We start from the raw sequence: 16,317 nt of genomic DNA on the forward strand, positions 1-16,317 counted from the left end.
ACATGTTTACTTGGTTATTAGATTTCAGCTTAAAAAATCGCATGATAGTGATTTTGCTCGGTGCTATATCTATGTTCTATGGTGCCTACACCTTAAGCAAGATGCCTGTGGATGTCTTTCCCGATCTGAATAAGCCTACTGTCACCATCATGACCGAGGCTGGCGGAATGGCTTCAGAAGAAGTTGAACAACTCATTACATTCCCACTCGAAACGGCTATGAATGGTTTACCGGGAGTAGAGGCTATTCGCTCAGTATCTAGCGCCGGCCTCTCTTTCATATACGTTACTTTTGACTGGACTGTAGACATCTATCGCGCCAGACAAATGGTTTCAGAAAGACTGTCATCTATGGAGGGAGCAATTCCGGATGGCATTGTTTCGCGCATGGGGCCCATTAGTTCGATCATGGGTGAGATTATGCAAATTGCCATTCCGATTGATGAATCTAAGATTTCATCCATGCAGGTTCGCGAGTATGCTGATTGGGTTTTGCGACCCAGATTGATGGCTATCCCCGGGGTAGCGCAAGTCATTCCTATAGGTGGGCAAGTCAGGCAGTTTCAAGTGCAACCCAATACTCGCCGTATGGCGGAGCTAGGCCTTAGCATATTGCAGATTGAAGATGCATTGCGGGGCTACTCTGCAAATACGTCTGGTGGATTTCTTGAGTCCAATAATCGTGAGTATCTTATTCGTCATATAGGGCGAACCTCTAGCCTTGAAGATTTAAAGAACATTGCCGTATCGAACCGCAATGGACAAACAATACTTTTAAGACAAGTTGCAGATATTACTTTTGCACCAGCAGTTAAGCGAGGCGATGCCGGTTATGAAGGTGGGCCAGCAGTCATTCTAGGTGTACAAAAACAACCTTCAGCAGATACGGTAGCGCTAACAAAAAAGATTGAATCGGCTATTGCAGAATTAAAGCAGGGCTTGCCAACTGGCATGGAAGCTCCAAAAGTAACATTTAGGCAGGCGAGCTTTATTGATGCATCCATTAGCACTTTAGAGGGTAAGCTGATTGGCGCATCAATCTTTGTTGCTGTAGTGCTGTATTTCTTTTTAGGAACAATTCGCCCGGTCCTCATCTCATTAACAGCAATTCCAGTTTCAATTCTCTTAACTGCCCTAGTTTTTAAGTACTTTGGTTTATCAATTAATACGATGACCTTAGGAGGCTTAGCCATTGGAATCGGCGGCCTGGTTGATGATGCAGTAGTTGATGTGGAAAACGTAATTCGTCGCCTTAGAGTAAATCTAGATAAAGCATCTTTAGACCAATTAAGTCCACTAGCGATTGTGAGAGCCGCATCGCTTGAGGTAAGAACCGGAATTATCTATGCTACAGCCATCATCGTTTTGGTATTCATCCCATTATTTGCATTACCAGGTATAGAGGGGCGACTATTTGTGCCTTTGGGTATTGCATTTATAGTCTCTACTCTTGCATCGCTTTTAGTTTCAGTCACTATCACGCCAGTACTCTGCTTTTACTTGCTGCCCTCAATGCAGTCCCTGAGGGATCACGATACAAAGATTGTCACTTGGCTTAAAAGCCATTATGAGGTTCAGTTATCAAGGTTATTGGCGGCGCCTAAAAAGCCTCTGATGTATGCTTTTGCATCCGTCATAGTCGCTGCTGCCAGTGTTCCCTTTATGGCGAGCGCATTTTTACCGCCCTTTAACGAAGGGACTTTACTGATCGGATTGCGTTTAAATCCTGGTGTCTCTCTCTCTGAATCGGCGGGCGTAGCTAGCCAAGCAGAAAAGTTAGTCAGGCAGGTTCCAGAAGTGACTTATGTTGGACGCAGGAGTGGCCGCGCAGAATTGGACGAGCATGCGGAAGGTGTACATGTGAGCGAGTTAGATGTTGGTTTAAAGCCTGCGGGAGATTTAGATCGCTCCATGGCTGAGATACAGGCAGATATCAGGTCAAGATTAGTTAACTTACCCGCTGCAATTGCGATCGGTCAGCCAATCTCACATCGAATAGATCACATGCTTTCAGGAGTGCGATCGCAAATTGCTATTAAGATCTTTGGCGATGATTTGGACGTGCTGCGTAGCCAAGCCGACCTTCTAAGATCGAAATTGGCAGGCATTGAAGGCTTAGTTGATCTAGAAATAGAAAAGCAGGTTTTAGCACCACAAATTAAGGTCCGAATTGATTACGATAAGGCGGCGCAATATGGAGTTTCAACATCTCAGATTATGGCCACCTTGCAGGGCATGGTTGAAGGGGAGAGGCTCTCGCAAATTATTGAGGGTAATCGACGGTTTGCCTTAGTGATCAAGTTACCAGACTCAGCAAGAAATTTAGAAGGGCTTGCTGATATCTTGATTGATACGCCAAATGGAAAAATTCCACTCTCCAAAATTGCTAGCATTGAGGATGGGGATGGCCCAAATCAAATTAGCAGAGACGGCGGTAAGCGAAGAATTGTCTTATCGGCTAATGCCTCCAAGCGTGCCCTGTCAGATATCGTGGCTGATATTAGAACTGTGATCTCTAATCAGACTCTTCCAGAGGGTTACTTTATTACTTTAGATGGTCAATTTAAAGCGCAAGAAGAGGCATCTAAAGTAATTGGTTTGCTATCGATTGGATCATTTCTTTTGATGTTTGCGGTTTTAAATAACCGCTATAAGTCCATGCGCCTATCTTTAATGATTATGTCTAACATTCCCTTAGCTATGGTCGGAGCAGTGATTGGTTTGTGGATTTCAGGCCAGCCACTCTCGATTGCTGCATTAATAGGATTTATCACGCTAGCAGGAATATCTGTGCGTAACGGAATCTTAAAAATTAGCCATTACTTAAATTTGATGCAGTCAGAAGGTGAATCGTTTAGTCTGGCAATGATTATTCGCGGATCAATTGAGCGCTTAAGTCCTGTACTAATGACAGCTTTGGTCACAGCTTTTGCCTTGGCACCATTGTTATTTGAAGCAGAGCGTCCTGGTACAGAGATATTGCATCCAGTAGCAGTTGTTATTTTCTCCGGGCTCATCAGCTCTACCTTATTGGATACCTTTTTAACGCCAGCCATGTTTTGGCTTTACGGGAAAAAAGCATCTGAAATAGCCTTGAGCAATATGAAAACTAACGAAGTATTTTAATTTAAAGGGGTTTATATGAAATCAATGATGGTGATTGCAACCTTGCTAATCAGTTTTATTGGTCCAGCCCATGCTGGAGCCGGCCATGATTTAAAGCCAATGCATGGCGGTGTCATAGTAGAGGCTAAGGACATTGATGTTGAATTGGTTGCAAAGCCTGATAGCCTATCGCTGTATTTGACGGACCACGGTAAACCGATACCTATAGATGGTGGGACCGCAAAGCTGACAGTCTTAATTGGATCAGATAAAAAAGATTATGAGCTACTGCCTAATGGAGGCAAATTGGAAGTGAAAGGTAATTTCGCTATTCCCAAGGGAGCTAAGGCTATAGCAGTTATCAAGATAAAAGCGAAAGTGATTACAGCAGGATTTAATTTATAGCCTAAATCAGCTCAATCTAGTCTGTACTCTGGGTCGCCCTAAATGATCTGGATTAACCTCGCTGAATAGTAAAGACAGCGCCCATCTATAGTTGGTTTTGGGTCGTTATCGGTCCATTGCTAACGGCATCCTACTATGTCGGTTAACCCGACAACCGTCGTGTTTCGAGACGCTCACGGCTAATCAGTGCTTAACATTCCCACTCACAACGACCCAATATTGTCTATTGTTCCCAACGGGCTTAAAAATGTCGAATTGGCTTTAGACAGGGTTCCTTGGGTGTTAACGATTGGTTATTGGTAAATCGGCAAAAGGCCGATGACTGCTTTCGGCTAATAAGAGGCGGTAGTGTCACCTCTTTTTTACTTCACGGGTAGCGATAATTTATTTAAGATCCCGCAATGTGCTGAGTCCTGATTCGCATGACATTGTTTTCTGAGCAGCTTTAATTGTCGCTCAAGTTGGCGTAGCTCATTAATTCGATTGCTTACACCTTCAATATGGGCATCAAGCAATTCATTTACTGCATCACAGTTTTCATCGGGCAAATCTTTTAAGCGAAGTAATTGACGAATTTCACTTAAGGTCATGTCCAGCGAGCGGCAGTGGCGAATAAATGTAAGGCGTTGCAGGTGCTGATCCCCGTAGATTCGGAAGTTACCCTCAGATCGAGCCGGTTTTGCTAACAAACCCTCTTGTTCATAAAACCGAATAGTTTCCACTTGAGTGCTTGTGGCTGTTGCTAGTTCACCAATTCTCATTTGACCTCCAAGTTTTTACATTTTTATTCTAATCCCTTGACTCTATAGTTACTATAGGGTGTTAAATGTTTTATGTCTTCATCATTTAGGTTTCCGCTATGAGCGAATGCAATACCTCCTGTAGTTGTTCAACATCAACCCCTGTGACAAAGGCTTCTGAAATACCGAGCAAGAATAAGGCCATCTATCGCATTGAAAATATGGACTGCCCAACTGAAGAGGCGCTTATTCGCAAAAAGCTAGCGAGTGTAAGCGGCATTGAGTCGCTGGACTTTAACTTAATGCAAAGGATGCTCACGGTTGGTCACAATCTCAACTCACTTGACGCTATCGAGTCCGCTTTGGGTTCAATTGGAATGCAGGCGGTGCTACAAATTGGTGAGACTTCTACAAAGGACAGCTCACTTGAGCCTATGCCTAAAACCAATTGGTGGCCATTAGCTATTGCAGGTATCACTGCAACCTTGGCTGAAATCATGGAATTGCTGCAACTTGGTAATCAGTGGATTGTCATTGCTCTAGTAATCGCCTCAATTGCTTCAGGGGGCCTTACCACTTATAAAAAGGGCTGGATTGCATTAAAGAATGGCAATCTCAATATCAATGCCTTAATGTCAATTGCAGTCACAGGCGCGATGGCGATTGGAAGTTGGCCAGAAGCCGCCATGGTGATGTTCTTATTTACTCTAGCTGAAGTAATTGAAGCCAAGTCATTAGATCGTGCTCGTAATGCGATTCGTGGCTTATTAGACCTCACCCCTGAAACCGCAACCGTTCAGCAAGCCGATGGCTCTTGGGTGCTAACGGATGTAAAGGCTATCGCTTTAGGTGCTTTAGTTCGAGTGCGTCCTGGAGAGCGAATAGCTTTAGACGGCATATTAATAAGTGGTAACTCGGCAGTAAATCAAGCGCCAATCACGGGTGAGAGCCTACCCGTCGATAAGATAGTTGGCGATGAGGTATTTGCAGGAACGATCAATCAGACAGGATCGTTCGAATACAAAGTTACTGCAGAAGCGACTCATTCAACGCTAGCTCGAATTATTCATGCAGTTGAAGCAGCGCAAGGAAGTCGTGCGCCCACCCAGCGTTTTGTTGATCAATTCGCCAAGATCTATACGCCAGCTGTTTTTTTGCTTGCGGTGTTAGTCGCTGTTTTGCCTCCATTGTTAATGGCGCAGTCATGGCAAGAGTGGATCTATAAAGCATTAGTCATGTTAGTGATTGCCTGCCCTTGTGCTTTGGTGATCTCAACACCAGTAACGATTGTGAGTGGCTTAGCAGCCGCTGCAAGAAAAGGCATCTTAATTAAAGGAGGCGCTTTTTTAGAAGCAGGACGGAGCATGAAGGTCTTAGCAGTAGATAAGACAGGGACACTAACCTACGGGAAGCCTGCACAAACGGACTTTTTTGCATTAAGTAGCAATGACAAGCATATTCACGAAATTGCCATCAGTCTTGCGGCACGATCTGATCATCCCGTATCTCTAGCAATTGCCCATGCTAATCAAGAGCAAAAGAATGATTTAAAGACTGTAGATAGCTTTGAGGCGATTCTGGGTCGCGGTGTCAAAGGCGTTATTGAGGGTAATTTGTATTACCTTGGCAATCATCGACTGATTGAAGAATTGGGTTTGTGCTCTGATGATATTGAGAATCGTTTATTACCACTAGAGCAGCAGGGCAAAACGGCCGTATTGCTTACCAACCAAACAGAGGTTTTAGCTATTATTGCGGTGGCCGATACTGTTAGAGAAACAAGCAAGCAGGCTATTGATGAGCTTCACCAATTAGGCGTGACTACCATCATGCTCACTGGTGACAATGAGCACACCGCTAAGGCAATAGGTAAACAGGTGGGTGTCGATGAGATTATGGGTAATTTATTGCCTGAAGATAAGCTCAAAATAATTGACAGTCGCCTAAAAAAGGATCCCAATGTAAAGGTAGGCATGGTTGGAGATGGCATTAATGATGCCCCCGCTTTAGCAAGAGCAAGTATTGGATTTGCGATGGGGGCGGCTGGAACCGATACTGCGATAGAGACTGCTGATGTTGCGCTAATGGATGATGATTTACGCAAGATTGCTACCTTTATTCGGCTATCCAAATCAACCGCTCTAATTCTGACTCAAAACATTGTTCTTGCTCTAGGCATTAAGGCTATCTTCCTTGTGCTTACCTTTACAGGGCAAGCCACGATGTGGATGGCGGTATTTGCGGATATGGGTGCGAGCTTGCTAGTAGTGGCAAATGGATTGCGGTTATTAAGAAGCTAGGTGTTAGTTCATATCAAGCAGTTAACTCAAGGAGTACTAAAATGAAAAAGCTAGGATGGGTTGCGATTTTAAGTTTAGGTGTTTTACTAAGTGCGCCCGTTTTGGCGCAAACAGCAGGGGCGGGCACTAAAGCCTCACAGACACAACAAAAAAATGTTGATGTAGCGGAGTTTGATAAGCAAGCCGCTCAAATTCAAGAGAACTTTAAAAAGATGCAACAGCAGATGGATCAGATCCGTGCAACTCAAGATCCGCAAGAAAGGCAAAAGCTGATGCAGGCTCACTGGAGCACAATGCAGGGCAACATGAATATGATGCAAGGCATGTGGGGTTCGGGAATGATGGGTTGTTGTGGTGGTAACGGCGGCATGATGGGTGGACACATGATGGGTTGGAATGGTATGGGCCCCTATTACTCTAAATTAACACCTGAGCAGTTAAAGCAACGCCAATACATGATGGATCAATACATGGGTATGCAGCAGAACATGATGAACCAAATGATGCAGCAGAACTATATATGTGGATGGATCGGTCAAGGTAGTAACACACTAGGGGGATGAGTTACTGGACTTGTCCTCCAAGGTCTCCCTTGGGTCGATAAGATCCAAATTGATTGAATTCACTCAGATGACTCAAATCGGCCAGAAGTAGTCGCAGTAATTTTAGTGACTGAGCTTATTTGATTGCAATTTCAGAATTAAAGAAGATAGAAATTTAAATTGTGTCTTAAACCTTATCAGTCTTAGTCTACGCCATAAAGAGGTGAGAAGCCGCCTCCCAAGGTTCTTAAATTTGTTGTTTGCCCTTGGTATATGCGACTTACTGAAATGAGTGAATTACCTTCAAAGACATAATCTCTAATATCGACTTTAAGATCAACCTCATTACCATCAATCGTGATGGTTCGTTTGCTTGGTGGAATTACTTTTTGTGCAATATAGCTTTTATCCTTAATTTGACCCCATACGCCTTTAGTTAATTTATCTCCGCGATATACAGCGCGACTCCCATAGCCTTGACTGGGCTTGAAAAAGTAGTCTTTGCGATTTGTCCAAAGAGATTCTTCGTTTTTAGAGGACACTTTTACAGTCTCCGGAATGTGGCTTAGGAGTATTTCTTGTATAGCCAAGTCAACCCCTAGGGAGTCAAGATGTTCCCGATTGCTTAAGATGCAAAGGTTATCTTTATTGGCAAATACTGCATGATTAAAGGGGTTTGGGGTGATGGCTACAAGATCTTGAAGATAAGCGTCTCTAAGCGCTTCGTATGATGAACCTTGAAAATAAAAGTCGGTCGTTCGGTTATAGATTAAGTCAATTTGGACTTCGCCGAAGTAAACCTTTTGATCTTTAATTACGAGACCATCTGGAGAGGTGATGATTGTCGTGATTCCATGCTTTTGAAACAGGGCTTGGAAGAGTTGAAACTCAGGATATAAGAATTGTTCAGTTGGACTCTCATCAACGATTGCAATCGTCTTTAATTGCGCAGAAGGATCCCTATTGAAGGATCTCCACTCCCGGGTAAACATATCCAGAAAAGTCTCATAAATTTCATTGGGCATATTTCTTGCTCCCAAGCGTCTCTCTACTGGCTCACAGCAATTTATCGATGCCCCAATTTCAAGGGCAGAAATCATAGCGCCGCCTGCATTGGTATTGATTTCAATTAATTGCGGGCCATTTACCCCTAGGTGAAAATCAAATCCATAAAAAACACCACTTGTACTTTGTTGATGTCTAGCAATGGATGGAGCTTGCTCAAGAACTAATTTTTGAAATAAAGGCATTTCGCAAACTTTATAGACCGCTTTTACTAATGCTTTCATCTGATCTAAGGCGGCTTGGTCAATAAATACTCCGCTACTTGAGAGCATCGAGCCTATCTTTGTAGCAGTTGAATCAGCAAGGTCCAGAGCACTAATAAGGCGATGAACCTCAATATCTAGTTTCTGTTTGTCTACGCTGATGCAGTTGCACTGGGCATTGAGTTTGGCGGCTTTATCTGACATGGATTTCGAATCTACTATCTTTTTGGTGGGGGATGGTGGGGGTTCTTGTAGCACTTTACGATAAACACCCATTTACAAACCAAATGGATTATTCACATCTTCTTGAATTTATAGCCTCAATAGCCCAGTAAGTTAATACCTAGACTCAAAATGTGAAGAGTAAGGCCGACAAAACGCTAAATTCAGTGTAATATTAAACAATGCGGAAAGTATGCGTTTTCTTATGTTTAAGTTTTTTTATTAGCCTGATTCATGCGGCTAGCATGCCCGTATTCGTTTCCGATCAACACCATGCGCACCAGTCCCAAGCTGCGACTCATGCTGATAATGCTGACTCTCATATGCAGCATAAGCAATGTAACGATTGCACTTCATCGATAGAAAAGTCGGCAAAGAAAGTGGCTACAAAGTGCCATACCGCTTCTCAGTGCTGCGTTGGTATTGCTGATTTAACAGTTTCATCCTCCGTAGTTGCTCCTTTGCAGTATGCGGACAATCTACTGCCTTACGCTCCTACTTTGGCACTCGGCCAATCGCTAGGTAGCATTTACAAACCCCCTCGGATTTAAATTTCCTCAGTAGTAAGTAGATTTTGGCGACAAGTCTTGTCGCTACGTTTGTCTATTGGAGAAATTATGAGCATATTTAAATGCATGTGGGGCAATGGAATGTTTCTATTGGCGCTCACATTACTAGGTAGTCCAGTTGCATCGGCGCAAGATGCGGCGGTAAATGGTTCTTCGGCAAAGTTTATTGCCGAGTCGCTGCAGTACACGTCAGTATTTAAAAATTATCAGCCTTATTCGGAAGAGGAGATCATTCCTTGGAGGCAGGCTAACGCTACCGTCCAAAAGATCGGCGGATGGAAAGTGTATGCAAAAGAAGCTGCTCAGGCTGATGTGGCGCCAACAAGCGAAGAGCACTCGAAAAATCATCACGAGGGAGTTAAATGATGATGACCATGCCTTTCAATAAACGATACAAAATAGTATCAATCTTATTTGCGAGTGCTCTTACTGGATGCGCTAGCGTCAATATTGACGAGGCCTTACAAAAAACGAATCTAGATTCGAGTAAATTTACTAATGGCCAGGTTGTTTTAGCAAAATCGTCAGATGAGCGTGATGTTCTTCAGGGTAGAGCTCAGGAGCTGCTGGCTAAGAATTTAAATCAAAGCGATGCTGTTCAGCTTGCCTTGATTAATAGTCCAGCCGTTCAAGCACTTATTGCCCAGAATTGGTCTGAAGCAGCGTCTGCTGCCCAAGCAGGCAGAATGTCTAATCCTTATTTTGCTTTTGAGCGAATGGTTACTAGTCCAGAGATCGAATTTAATCGCTGGTTTGTATTTGGATTATTAGATCTGATTACTTTGCCACAGCGCAAAGGAATAGCTGATAAGCGAATTGAACAAGCTCAATTGCGTTTAACGACCGAAATCATTGATCAGGTTACTTTGGTTCGCCAAGCCTGGGTTCGTGCAGTTGCAGCAGAGCAATCCCTTAAATATGCCGATCAAGTTTTTCGAAGTGCAGAAGCAAGTGCTGAGTTAGCAAGGCGCATGGAGGCGGTAGGTAATCTCAATAAGATTACTCGTGCAAGGCAGCAGGCTTTTTATGCAGATTCGGCCACGCAGTTTGCTAATGCAAAACAGACTTCAGTAAGCCGTAGGGAGGAGCTTGTTCGTGCTCTTGGGCTAAGTGAAGCTCAGGCAAAAGAACTGAAATTGCCCGATCGTTTACCTGATCTGCCTAAGCAACCACCAAACACCGAATTTATTGCGCAGCAAGCCGGTGTAGAGCGGCTAGATATACGCTTGGCTACAGCAACTTTAGAGGCAGCAGCGAAGGCCCAGGGGCTTAACAACATCACCAGTTTTACCGATATTGAGCTGGGCTTTAATCGCGGCACTAAATTTGATTCAGCATCTGGTGAGAGCACCCCAAAGCAGGGTTATGAAATCTCAATTCGACTACCAATTTTCGATTGGGGGAATATGAGTAGGGACGCCATGAATGCCCAAACTTTGGCTGCATTTAATCGGCTAGAGGGCGTTACTCGAAATGCTAGTTCCAATTTGAGGGAGACTTATTCGGCCTATCGAACTGCATACGATATATCCCAACACTATCGAAAAGAAGTAATACCTGTACGCAAAGCCATTGCTGAAGAAAGTCAGCTTCGCTATAACGGCATGATTATTGGTGTCTTTGAGTTGATTGCCGACTCAAGAGATCAGGTCTCTGCAGTAATTGCAGCGATTAATGCTCAGCAACAATTTTGGTTAACAGATGCTGCTTTGCAGTCCTCCTTAATTGGCAGACCAACAATACTCCAGGTGCCTAGCGTTACTGGGGCGGGGATGTTAGCAAACCCTGCCGGACATTGATAAGGAAAAATAATGAGTTCAAGAAGAGATTTTTTTAAATACGCCGGTATTGCTGGTGGTGCTGTTGCGGTTGCAGCAGTTGGCCGCTATGCCTTATCTGGCGCCCCAGAAATAGTGACGCAGGTAAACGCTAATACGATGCCACCATTGACCCCTAGTACAGGTCGCCCATACAACCCAGTTGTTACCTTAAATGGCTGGACATTGCCCTGGAGAATGAATGAAGGCGTTAAAGAGTTTCATTTAGTCGCTGAGCCAGTAGTGCGAGAAATGACTTCTGGATTTAAGGCGCATTTATGGGGTTACAACGGTCAAAGCCCTGGGCCAACAATCGAAGTGGTGGAAGGCGACCGAGTCCGGATATTTGTTACCAATCGGTTACCAGAGCAGACTTCAGTACATTGGCATGGCCAAAGATTACCAAATGGTATGGATGGTGTAACAGGCTTAACTCAAAAAGGTATTCCACCCGGAAAAACCTTCATGTATGAGTTTGTTGCTCGCCGCCCGGGAACATTTATGTACCATCCCCATGCCGATGAAATGACACAGATGGCAATGGGAATGATGGGTATGTGGATTACGCATCCTAAAGATCAAAATCCACTTATTGATGATGTTAATAGGGACTTTTGTTTTTTATTGAGCTCATATGACATTGATCCTGGTAGTTACACACCAAAAGTAGCCACGATGGTTGACTTCAATATATGGAGCTGGAATAGCCGCGTTTTTCCTGGCATAGATTCTTTGAATGTCGCCCTAAATGACAAGGTCCGAATCAGAGTAGGAAACTTAACAATGACCAATCATCCAATTCATCTTCATGGGCATGAGTTTTCGGTCACAGGCACTGATGGAGGCCCTGTTCCAAAAACTGCTCGTTGGCCTGAGGTAACCACTGACGTGGCTGTTGGGCAGATGCGGCAAATTGAATTTCTTGCAGATGAAGAGGGTGACTGGGCGATCCATTGCCATAAGAGCCACCACACCATGAATGCAATGGGGCATAACCTCCCCACCATGATTGGCGTTGATCATCGGGGGGTTGGCAAGAAGATCAACAGTCTGATACCTGACTATATGGTGATGGGTGAAAGGGGTATGGGTGATATGTCTGAAATGGAAATGCCTATTCCCGATAACACGGCTCGCATGATGACGGGTATGGGTCCTTTTGGGTCGGTAGAGATGGGCGGTATGTTTAGCGTATTAAAAGTACGTAAGGATCAAAAGCCTGGCGATTATGCAGATCCGGGTTGGTATAAGCATCCGGCTGGTACGGTGGCAGAGGCTTACAAAGGCGCATTACCTGCAGCTCCAACGCAACTAAATACTGCAAAACCTATGCAATCAACAAGACCAAGCTCTACAAAAGAAATCGAAGTGCAAGTAAGGAAGCCCAATGGGCATTCTGGACATTAATAATTAAGGAAAACAAAATGAAAAATATTCAATTTACATTGGCAGCAATTGCGATGGCAGCATCTAGTTTGGTGTTTGCGCAAGGTGCAACACAACCTGGCGGTATGGGGATGATGAATCAAGGGGCCATGAACCAAGATCCAATGGCAGCGATGTGTCAAAAAATGCATCCTGAAATGAGTCCTGATCAATGTAAGGCGATGCACGAGAATATGGCAAAAATGACTCCTGAACAAAGGGTGGCAATGTGCCAACAAATGCATCCTGAGATGAGTGCTAGTCAATGTAAGGCGATGCATGACAAGATGCAGGGATCAGGCGCAGGCATGGGGGCTATGGGTGGCATGGGCGCAATGTCTCATGACCATGGCGCTAGTGGTGGTCATGATCATGCCAGCGAAAATTCTAGTGTTGGACAGCCGGGTATTGCAGCCAAAGTAAATCGAACAATTAGAGTTCGCATGACAGACAACATGAGATTTAATCCTAGCAGTATTCAAGTCAAGCAAGGCGAAACTATCCACTTTGTAGTCAAGAATCTGGGTAAAACAAAACATGAAATGGTGCTTGGTACAGATCAAGAGCTACAAGAGCACTATAAGCAGATGATGAAGTTTCCAGAAATGGAGCATGCCGAGCCAAACATGGTTACCTTAGGCGCTGGTCAAACAGGTGAAATTATTTGGCAATTTACGAAATCTGGAAAAGTGCAATTTGCATGCCTACAACCAGGCCATTACGATGCGGGAATGAAGGGATCAATTTCGGTAGCTGGACCTAAATCTGTTTCACCAGCACAGAAAGGGGACGGCCATGGCTCCCATCAACATTAATTTAACAAGAAGGGCTATAACAATGGGATTGGTGCTAGTGCCGTTTGCATCCAGTGCTGTCAGTGAAAAACCATTGATCACAGTATGGAAGAGTCCAACTTGTGGCTGTTGCAAGGATTGGATTTCGTATGTGGAGAAAAATGGCTTTGCTACTAAAGTGATCAGCGATGGTAATGACCAGATTAGAAAGAAGATGGGCATGCCCATTCAGTTTGGGTCTTGCCATACCGCAGTCATTGATGGTTATGCAATCGAAGGCCATGTCCCGGCGAGGGAAATTAAGCGTTTATTGGCCGAGAAGCCCAATGCTGTAGGGATTGCTGTACCAGCGATGCCCATAGGCTCTCCAGGAATGGATGGTCCTGAGTATGGATCTAGAAAAGATCCTTATGACGTTTTATTGATCTCTAAAAATGGTCAATCCCAAATTTATCAATCTTATCGATAGGAATTAAATTATGAACAATCTAAAAAAATATTTGAGTGTTATTTTTCTACTATCAGGAGTAATCTTGACTCATATAGTAAGCGCCCAATCTACTGGTGCATATACGGCTGGTCAGGTACGCAAAGTTGATTTGGAGCAAGGCAAAGTCACCATTCGTCACGAGGAAATCAAGAATTTAGATATGCCCCCAATGACCATGATTTTTAACGTGAAAAACAAAGCCCTTTTAAATGGTCTTAAGTCTGGAGACCAAGTGGAATTTGTGGCATCAAGCGAAGGTGGAAAGCTATATGTCGTCGAATTAAAAAAGGGAGAATGAAAATGAGTCAAATTTATTTAAATGTCGCCGGTATGACTTGTGGATCTTGCGTTAACCACGTTACCAAGGCACTTGAATCTTTAGATGGCGTATCCAATATCCATGTCGACTTGCAAAAAGGAAAAGTGCATTTAGATAGGGTGAGCTGGAAGACCGATGATTTGATTCATGCGCTAAATCAGGAGGGTTATCCATCTTCTTTGGACCTTGATGGCAGCGTTCAGGCGCCACAGAAAAAATCTGGTGGTTGCTGTTGTGGTTAACACTCTCTTTAATTCCCAATTTTTAGACATCCAAAAAGGTAACTGTTCTTAAAGACTCAAACTTCAATTAAGTAAAGGAGTAACAAATGCGTAAATATCTTATCGGTCTGTTGGCAATAGCAGCGGTATTGTTATCAGGTTGTGGGTATAACCAAATTCAGTCCCAAGATGAGCAGGTAACTTCTAGCTGGTCTGAGGTATTGAATCAATATCAGCGTAGAGCGGATCTGATTCCTAATCTAGTAAGCACGGTCAAAGGCGAAGCTAAGTTTGAGCAAGATACCCTGACCAAAGTGGTAGAGGCTAGATCTAAAGCTACCTCAATTCAAGCTACTCCTGATTTGGTAAATAATCCAGAAGCTTTCCAGAAATTCCAGCAAGCGCAAGGGCAGCTCACTTCGGCTTTATCCAGGTTATTGGTCGTTACAGAAAGCTACCCGAGCTTACGAACAAATCAAGGGTTTAGAGATTTGCAAGCGCAACTAGAGGGTACTGAAAATCGCATTACAGTTGCTCGTAATCGGTACATTAAATCTGTACAGGAGTACAACGTCACGATTCGTTCATTCCCATCGAATTTAACAGCAATGGTGTTTGGTTATAAGGCCAAGGCAAACTTTACTGTTGAGAATGAAAAGGAATTAGCGACCCCTCCTAGCGTTTCATTTGATACTCCTGCGGCGAAATAATTGGAGCAACTTTCGTGACCCGCATCTTCTGGCTGCCTAAATGCCTATTCGCCTTGCTAACGCTTTTGGCGCTGCTCTGCTGGCCTCAGTTTTCTGTGGCGCAGCAGACGGTGCCAGCTTTATCAGGGCGGGTCATTGATCAAACAGGTACTCTTACACCCAGTCAGATTGGCTCTCTAGATCAAACCTTAAGCAATTTTGAGGCTAAAAAGGGTAGTCAGATTGTGGTGTTAATGGTGCAATCTACAGCCCCTGAAGCTATTGAGCAATATGCTATTCGCGTAGCTGAGCAATGGAAGATTGGACGGAAAAAAGTAGATGATGGTGCGATTCTGATTATTGCTAAAGCGGATAGAGCCCTTCGGATTGAGGTGGGTTACGGCCTTGAAGGAGTATTAACTGATGCAACTAGCAAGCGAATCATCGACCAAATCATTGTGCCCCGATTCAAACAGCAGGATTTTTATGGCGGCATTACGGATGGCGTAAACGCTGTGATTAGCGTGGTTGATGGTGAGGCGTTACCAGCGCCAAACCCAACTAATACAGAAATGCGTGACCCCGGGGATATTCGTTCGTTTTTACCAATCATTTTTATTGTGGCTTTAGTGCTTGGTGGAATCTTACGATCGATGCTCGGCAGGTTGCCTGGATCCCTCGTTACCGGAGGATTTGTAGCTCTTATCGCCTGGTTTATGTTCGGTGCGTTTTCTATGGCCTTAATCGCCGGTGTTGTGGCATTGGTCGTTGCTCTATCCGGAATGGGGTTGGGTAGACATGGCTTTGGTGGCTATAGCAGTGGAGGAGTTCATGGTGGCGGGGGTGGATTTAGTGGTGGCGGTGGCGGCTTTGGTGGCGGTGGCTCCTCGGGGAGATGGTGAGCATGAATATGAATCGATTAATAAAACATCTCTGGTCTCATAGTCGCAAGGTAGGGAAATGCTTTTCCAAGGAAGATCTTGCCGCAATAACAAATGCGATTCGAGATAGTGAGGCTCAACATTCGGGGCAAATCTGTTTTGCCGTGGAAGGTGCCCTGGATACGCTTGCCTTGTTAAAAGACTTAAGCCCTAGAGATCGTGCAATTGAAGTCTTTACCAATCTCAGAGTTTGGGATACCGAGCACAATAATGGGGTGCTCATTTATATTTTATTAGCCGATCATGCTGTAGAGATAATTGCCGATAGAGGCATTCATTCAAATGCGGATGCCAGTGCGTGGGATGTTATTTGTCATGAGATCGAATCCAAATTTGCGCTCAATGAATATCAGGCTGGCATTTTGTCTGGAATTGAAATGGTGAGTCAACTATTGCAAAGTCAATTCCCGGGGAAATCATCTTCAGATAATGAAATCCCAGATACGCCAGTTTTAATGAATTAGGTAAACA

The 16,317-nt window shown here is 44.1% G+C and carries 17 protein-coding genes; 15 read left to right on the forward strand and 2 right to left on the reverse strand.

Annotated features, from left to right (window positions below; genetic code table 11):
• The first annotated feature begins 2 nt into the window (after nt 1-2).
• Nucleotides 3-3,125: an efflux RND transporter permease subunit gene (locus tag ICN42_RS05020; protein ID WP_015421830.1), complete on the forward strand. Its 3,123-nt coding sequence runs from the start codon at nt 3-5 to the stop codon at nt 3,123-3,125.
• A 15-nt stretch (nt 3,126-3,140) separates the two neighbouring features.
• Nucleotides 3,141-3,509, forward strand: coding sequence for a hypothetical protein (locus ICN42_RS05025; protein ID WP_015421829.1), 369 nt, complete (start codon nt 3,141-3,143; stop codon nt 3,507-3,509).
• Between the two features lie 362 nt (nt 3,510-3,871).
• Here ICN42_RS05025 and cadR read toward each other — a convergent pair whose 3' ends face one another.
• Nucleotides 3,872-4,270, reverse strand: coding sequence for a Cd(II)/Pb(II)-responsive transcriptional regulator (cadR, locus tag ICN42_RS05030; RefSeq protein WP_015421828.1), 399 nt, complete (start codon nt 4,268-4,270; stop codon nt 3,872-3,874).
• 98 nt (nt 4,271-4,368) lie between these two features.
• On the opposite strand from cadR, the gene ICN42_RS05035 reads away from it, so the two are divergent.
• Together ICN42_RS05035 and ICN42_RS05040 are read left to right on the forward strand one after the other, a co-directional pair.
• Nucleotides 4,369-6,549 (forward strand): heavy metal translocating P-type ATPase, encoded by a 2,181-nt coding sequence (locus tag ICN42_RS05035; RefSeq protein ID WP_215346990.1) that lies wholly within the window; start codon nt 4,369-4,371, stop codon nt 6,547-6,549.
• 41 nt (nt 6,550-6,590) lie between these two features.
• Complete coding sequence (locus ICN42_RS05040) at nt 6,591-7,112, forward strand: hypothetical protein (RefSeq protein WP_216251773.1); 522 nt, start codon at nt 6,591-6,593, stop codon at nt 7,110-7,112.
• Nucleotides 7,113-7,294: 182 nt separating this feature from the next.
• On the opposite strand, the gene ICN42_RS05045 is transcribed toward ICN42_RS05040, so the two are convergent.
• Nucleotides 7,295-8,563 (reverse strand): hypothetical protein, encoded by a 1,269-nt coding sequence (locus ICN42_RS05045; RefSeq protein WP_216251776.1) that lies wholly within the window; start codon nt 8,561-8,563, stop codon nt 7,295-7,297.
• A 200-nt stretch (nt 8,564-8,763) separates the two neighbouring features.
• Between ICN42_RS05045 and ICN42_RS05050 the strand changes: the two genes are divergently transcribed.
• The 11 genes from ICN42_RS05050 to ICN42_RS05100 all read left to right on the forward strand — a co-directional run bounded on the left by ICN42_RS05050 (nt 8,764) and on the right by ICN42_RS05100 (nt 16,310).
• Nucleotides 8,764-9,132 carry a hypothetical protein gene (locus ICN42_RS05050; protein ID WP_216251778.1) on the forward strand — a complete coding sequence of 123 codons (369 nt, stop codon included), beginning with the start codon at nt 8,764-8,766 and terminating at the stop codon, nt 9,130-9,132.
• Nucleotides 9,133-9,198: 66 nt separating this feature from the next.
• Nucleotides 9,199-9,516: a hypothetical protein gene (locus ICN42_RS05055; RefSeq protein WP_215346982.1), complete on the forward strand. Its 318-nt coding sequence runs from the start codon at nt 9,199-9,201 to the stop codon at nt 9,514-9,516.
• A complete protein-coding gene (locus tag ICN42_RS05060) occupies nt 9,516-10,949 on the forward strand; it encodes a TolC family protein (protein WP_216230291.1) in 1,434 nt (477 codons plus the stop codon). Before ICN42_RS05055 ends, ICN42_RS05060 begins: the two co-directional genes overlap by 1 nt.
• Nucleotides 10,950-10,961: 12 nt before the next feature.
• A complete protein-coding gene (locus ICN42_RS05065; protein ID WP_215346980.1) occupies nt 10,962-12,374 on the forward strand; it encodes a multicopper oxidase family protein in 1,413 nt (470 codons plus the stop codon).
• Nucleotides 12,375-12,700: 326 nt separating this feature from the next.
• Nucleotides 12,701-13,207 (forward strand): plastocyanin/azurin family copper-binding protein, encoded by a 507-nt coding sequence (locus tag ICN42_RS05070; RefSeq protein WP_215350260.1) that lies wholly within the window; start codon nt 12,701-12,703, stop codon nt 13,205-13,207.
• Complete coding sequence (locus ICN42_RS05075) at nt 13,188-13,655, forward strand: DUF411 domain-containing protein (protein ID WP_216251780.1); 468 nt, start codon at nt 13,188-13,190, stop codon at nt 13,653-13,655. The genes ICN42_RS05070 and ICN42_RS05075 overlap by 20 nt, the downstream gene beginning before the upstream one ends.
• A gap of 10 nt (nt 13,656-13,665) precedes the next feature.
• On the forward strand, nt 13,666-13,974 hold the full coding sequence (locus tag ICN42_RS05080; RefSeq protein WP_215346979.1) for a copper-binding protein: 309 nt from the start codon (nt 13,666-13,668) through the stop codon (nt 13,972-13,974).
• A 2-nt stretch (nt 13,975-13,976) separates the two neighbouring features.
• Nucleotides 13,977-14,237, forward strand: a complete 261-nt coding sequence (locus tag ICN42_RS05085) for a heavy-metal-associated domain-containing protein (RefSeq protein WP_215346977.1) — start codon at nt 13,977-13,979, stop codon at nt 14,235-14,237.
• 86 nt (nt 14,238-14,323) lie between these two features.
• A complete protein-coding gene (locus ICN42_RS05090; RefSeq protein WP_215346975.1) occupies nt 14,324-14,926 on the forward strand; it encodes a LemA family protein in 603 nt (200 codons plus the stop codon).
• 14 nt (nt 14,927-14,940) lie between these two features.
• Complete coding sequence (locus ICN42_RS05095; RefSeq protein ID WP_370624968.1) at nt 14,941-15,807, forward strand: YgcG family protein; 867 nt, start codon at nt 14,941-14,943, stop codon at nt 15,805-15,807.
• A 2-nt stretch (nt 15,808-15,809) separates the two neighbouring features.
• Nucleotides 15,810-16,310, forward strand: a complete 501-nt coding sequence (locus ICN42_RS05100; RefSeq protein ID WP_251374374.1) for a TPM domain-containing protein — start codon at nt 15,810-15,812, stop codon at nt 16,308-16,310.
• Nucleotides 16,311-16,317: the final 7 nt, after the last annotated feature.

The organism is Polynucleobacter sp. 71A-WALBACH, from assembly GCF_018882365.1.
Taxonomy (GTDB): domain Bacteria; phylum Pseudomonadota; class Gammaproteobacteria; order Burkholderiales; family Burkholderiaceae; genus Polynucleobacter.

What these genes read in the sequence shown, in the direction of transcription:
- ICN42_RS05050 (WP_216251778.1), top strand. Translation starts at nt 8,764, where the DNA reads ATGCGGAAAGTATGCGTTTTCTTATGTTTAAGTTTTTTTATTAGCCTG.
- ICN42_RS05060 (WP_216230291.1), top strand. Translation starts at nt 9,516, where the DNA reads ATGATGACCATGCCTTTCAATAAACGATACAAAATAGTATCAATCTTA.
- ICN42_RS05055 (WP_215346982.1), top strand. Translation starts at nt 9,199, where the DNA reads ATGAGCATATTTAAATGCATGTGGGGCAATGGAATGTTTCTATTGGCG.
- cadR (WP_015421828.1), bottom strand. Translation starts at nt 4,270, where the DNA reads ATGAGAATTGGTGAACTAGCAACAGCCACAAGCACTCAAGTGGAAACT.
- ICN42_RS05040 (WP_216251773.1), top strand. Translation starts at nt 6,591, where the DNA reads ATGAAAAAGCTAGGATGGGTTGCGATTTTAAGTTTAGGTGTTTTACTA.
- ICN42_RS05035 (WP_215346990.1), top strand. Translation starts at nt 4,369, where the DNA reads ATGAGCGAATGCAATACCTCCTGTAGTTGTTCAACATCAACCCCTGTG.
- ICN42_RS05065 (WP_215346980.1), top strand. Translation starts at nt 10,962, where the DNA reads ATGAGTTCAAGAAGAGATTTTTTTAAATACGCCGGTATTGCTGGTGGT.
- ICN42_RS05085 (WP_215346977.1), top strand. Translation starts at nt 13,977, where the DNA reads ATGAGTCAAATTTATTTAAATGTCGCCGGTATGACTTGTGGATCTTGC.
- ICN42_RS05090 (WP_215346975.1), top strand. Translation starts at nt 14,324, where the DNA reads ATGCGTAAATATCTTATCGGTCTGTTGGCAATAGCAGCGGTATTGTTA.
- ICN42_RS05020 (WP_015421830.1), top strand. Translation starts at nt 3, where the DNA reads ATGTTTACTTGGTTATTAGATTTCAGCTTAAAAAATCGCATGATAGTG.
- ICN42_RS05070 (WP_215350260.1), top strand. Translation starts at nt 12,701, where the DNA reads ATGGGGGCTATGGGTGGCATGGGCGCAATGTCTCATGACCATGGCGCT.
- ICN42_RS05045 (WP_216251776.1), bottom strand. Translation starts at nt 8,563, where the DNA reads ATGTCAGATAAAGCCGCCAAACTCAATGCCCAGTGCAACTGCATCAGC.
- ICN42_RS05075 (WP_216251780.1), top strand. Translation starts at nt 13,188, where the DNA reads ATGGCTCCCATCAACATTAATTTAACAAGAAGGGCTATAACAATGGGA.
- ICN42_RS05100 (WP_251374374.1), top strand. Translation starts at nt 15,810, where the DNA reads ATGAATATGAATCGATTAATAAAACATCTCTGGTCTCATAGTCGCAAG.
- ICN42_RS05080 (WP_215346979.1), top strand. Translation starts at nt 13,666, where the DNA reads ATGAACAATCTAAAAAAATATTTGAGTGTTATTTTTCTACTATCAGGA.
- ICN42_RS05025 (WP_015421829.1), top strand. Translation starts at nt 3,141, where the DNA reads ATGAAATCAATGATGGTGATTGCAACCTTGCTAATCAGTTTTATTGGT.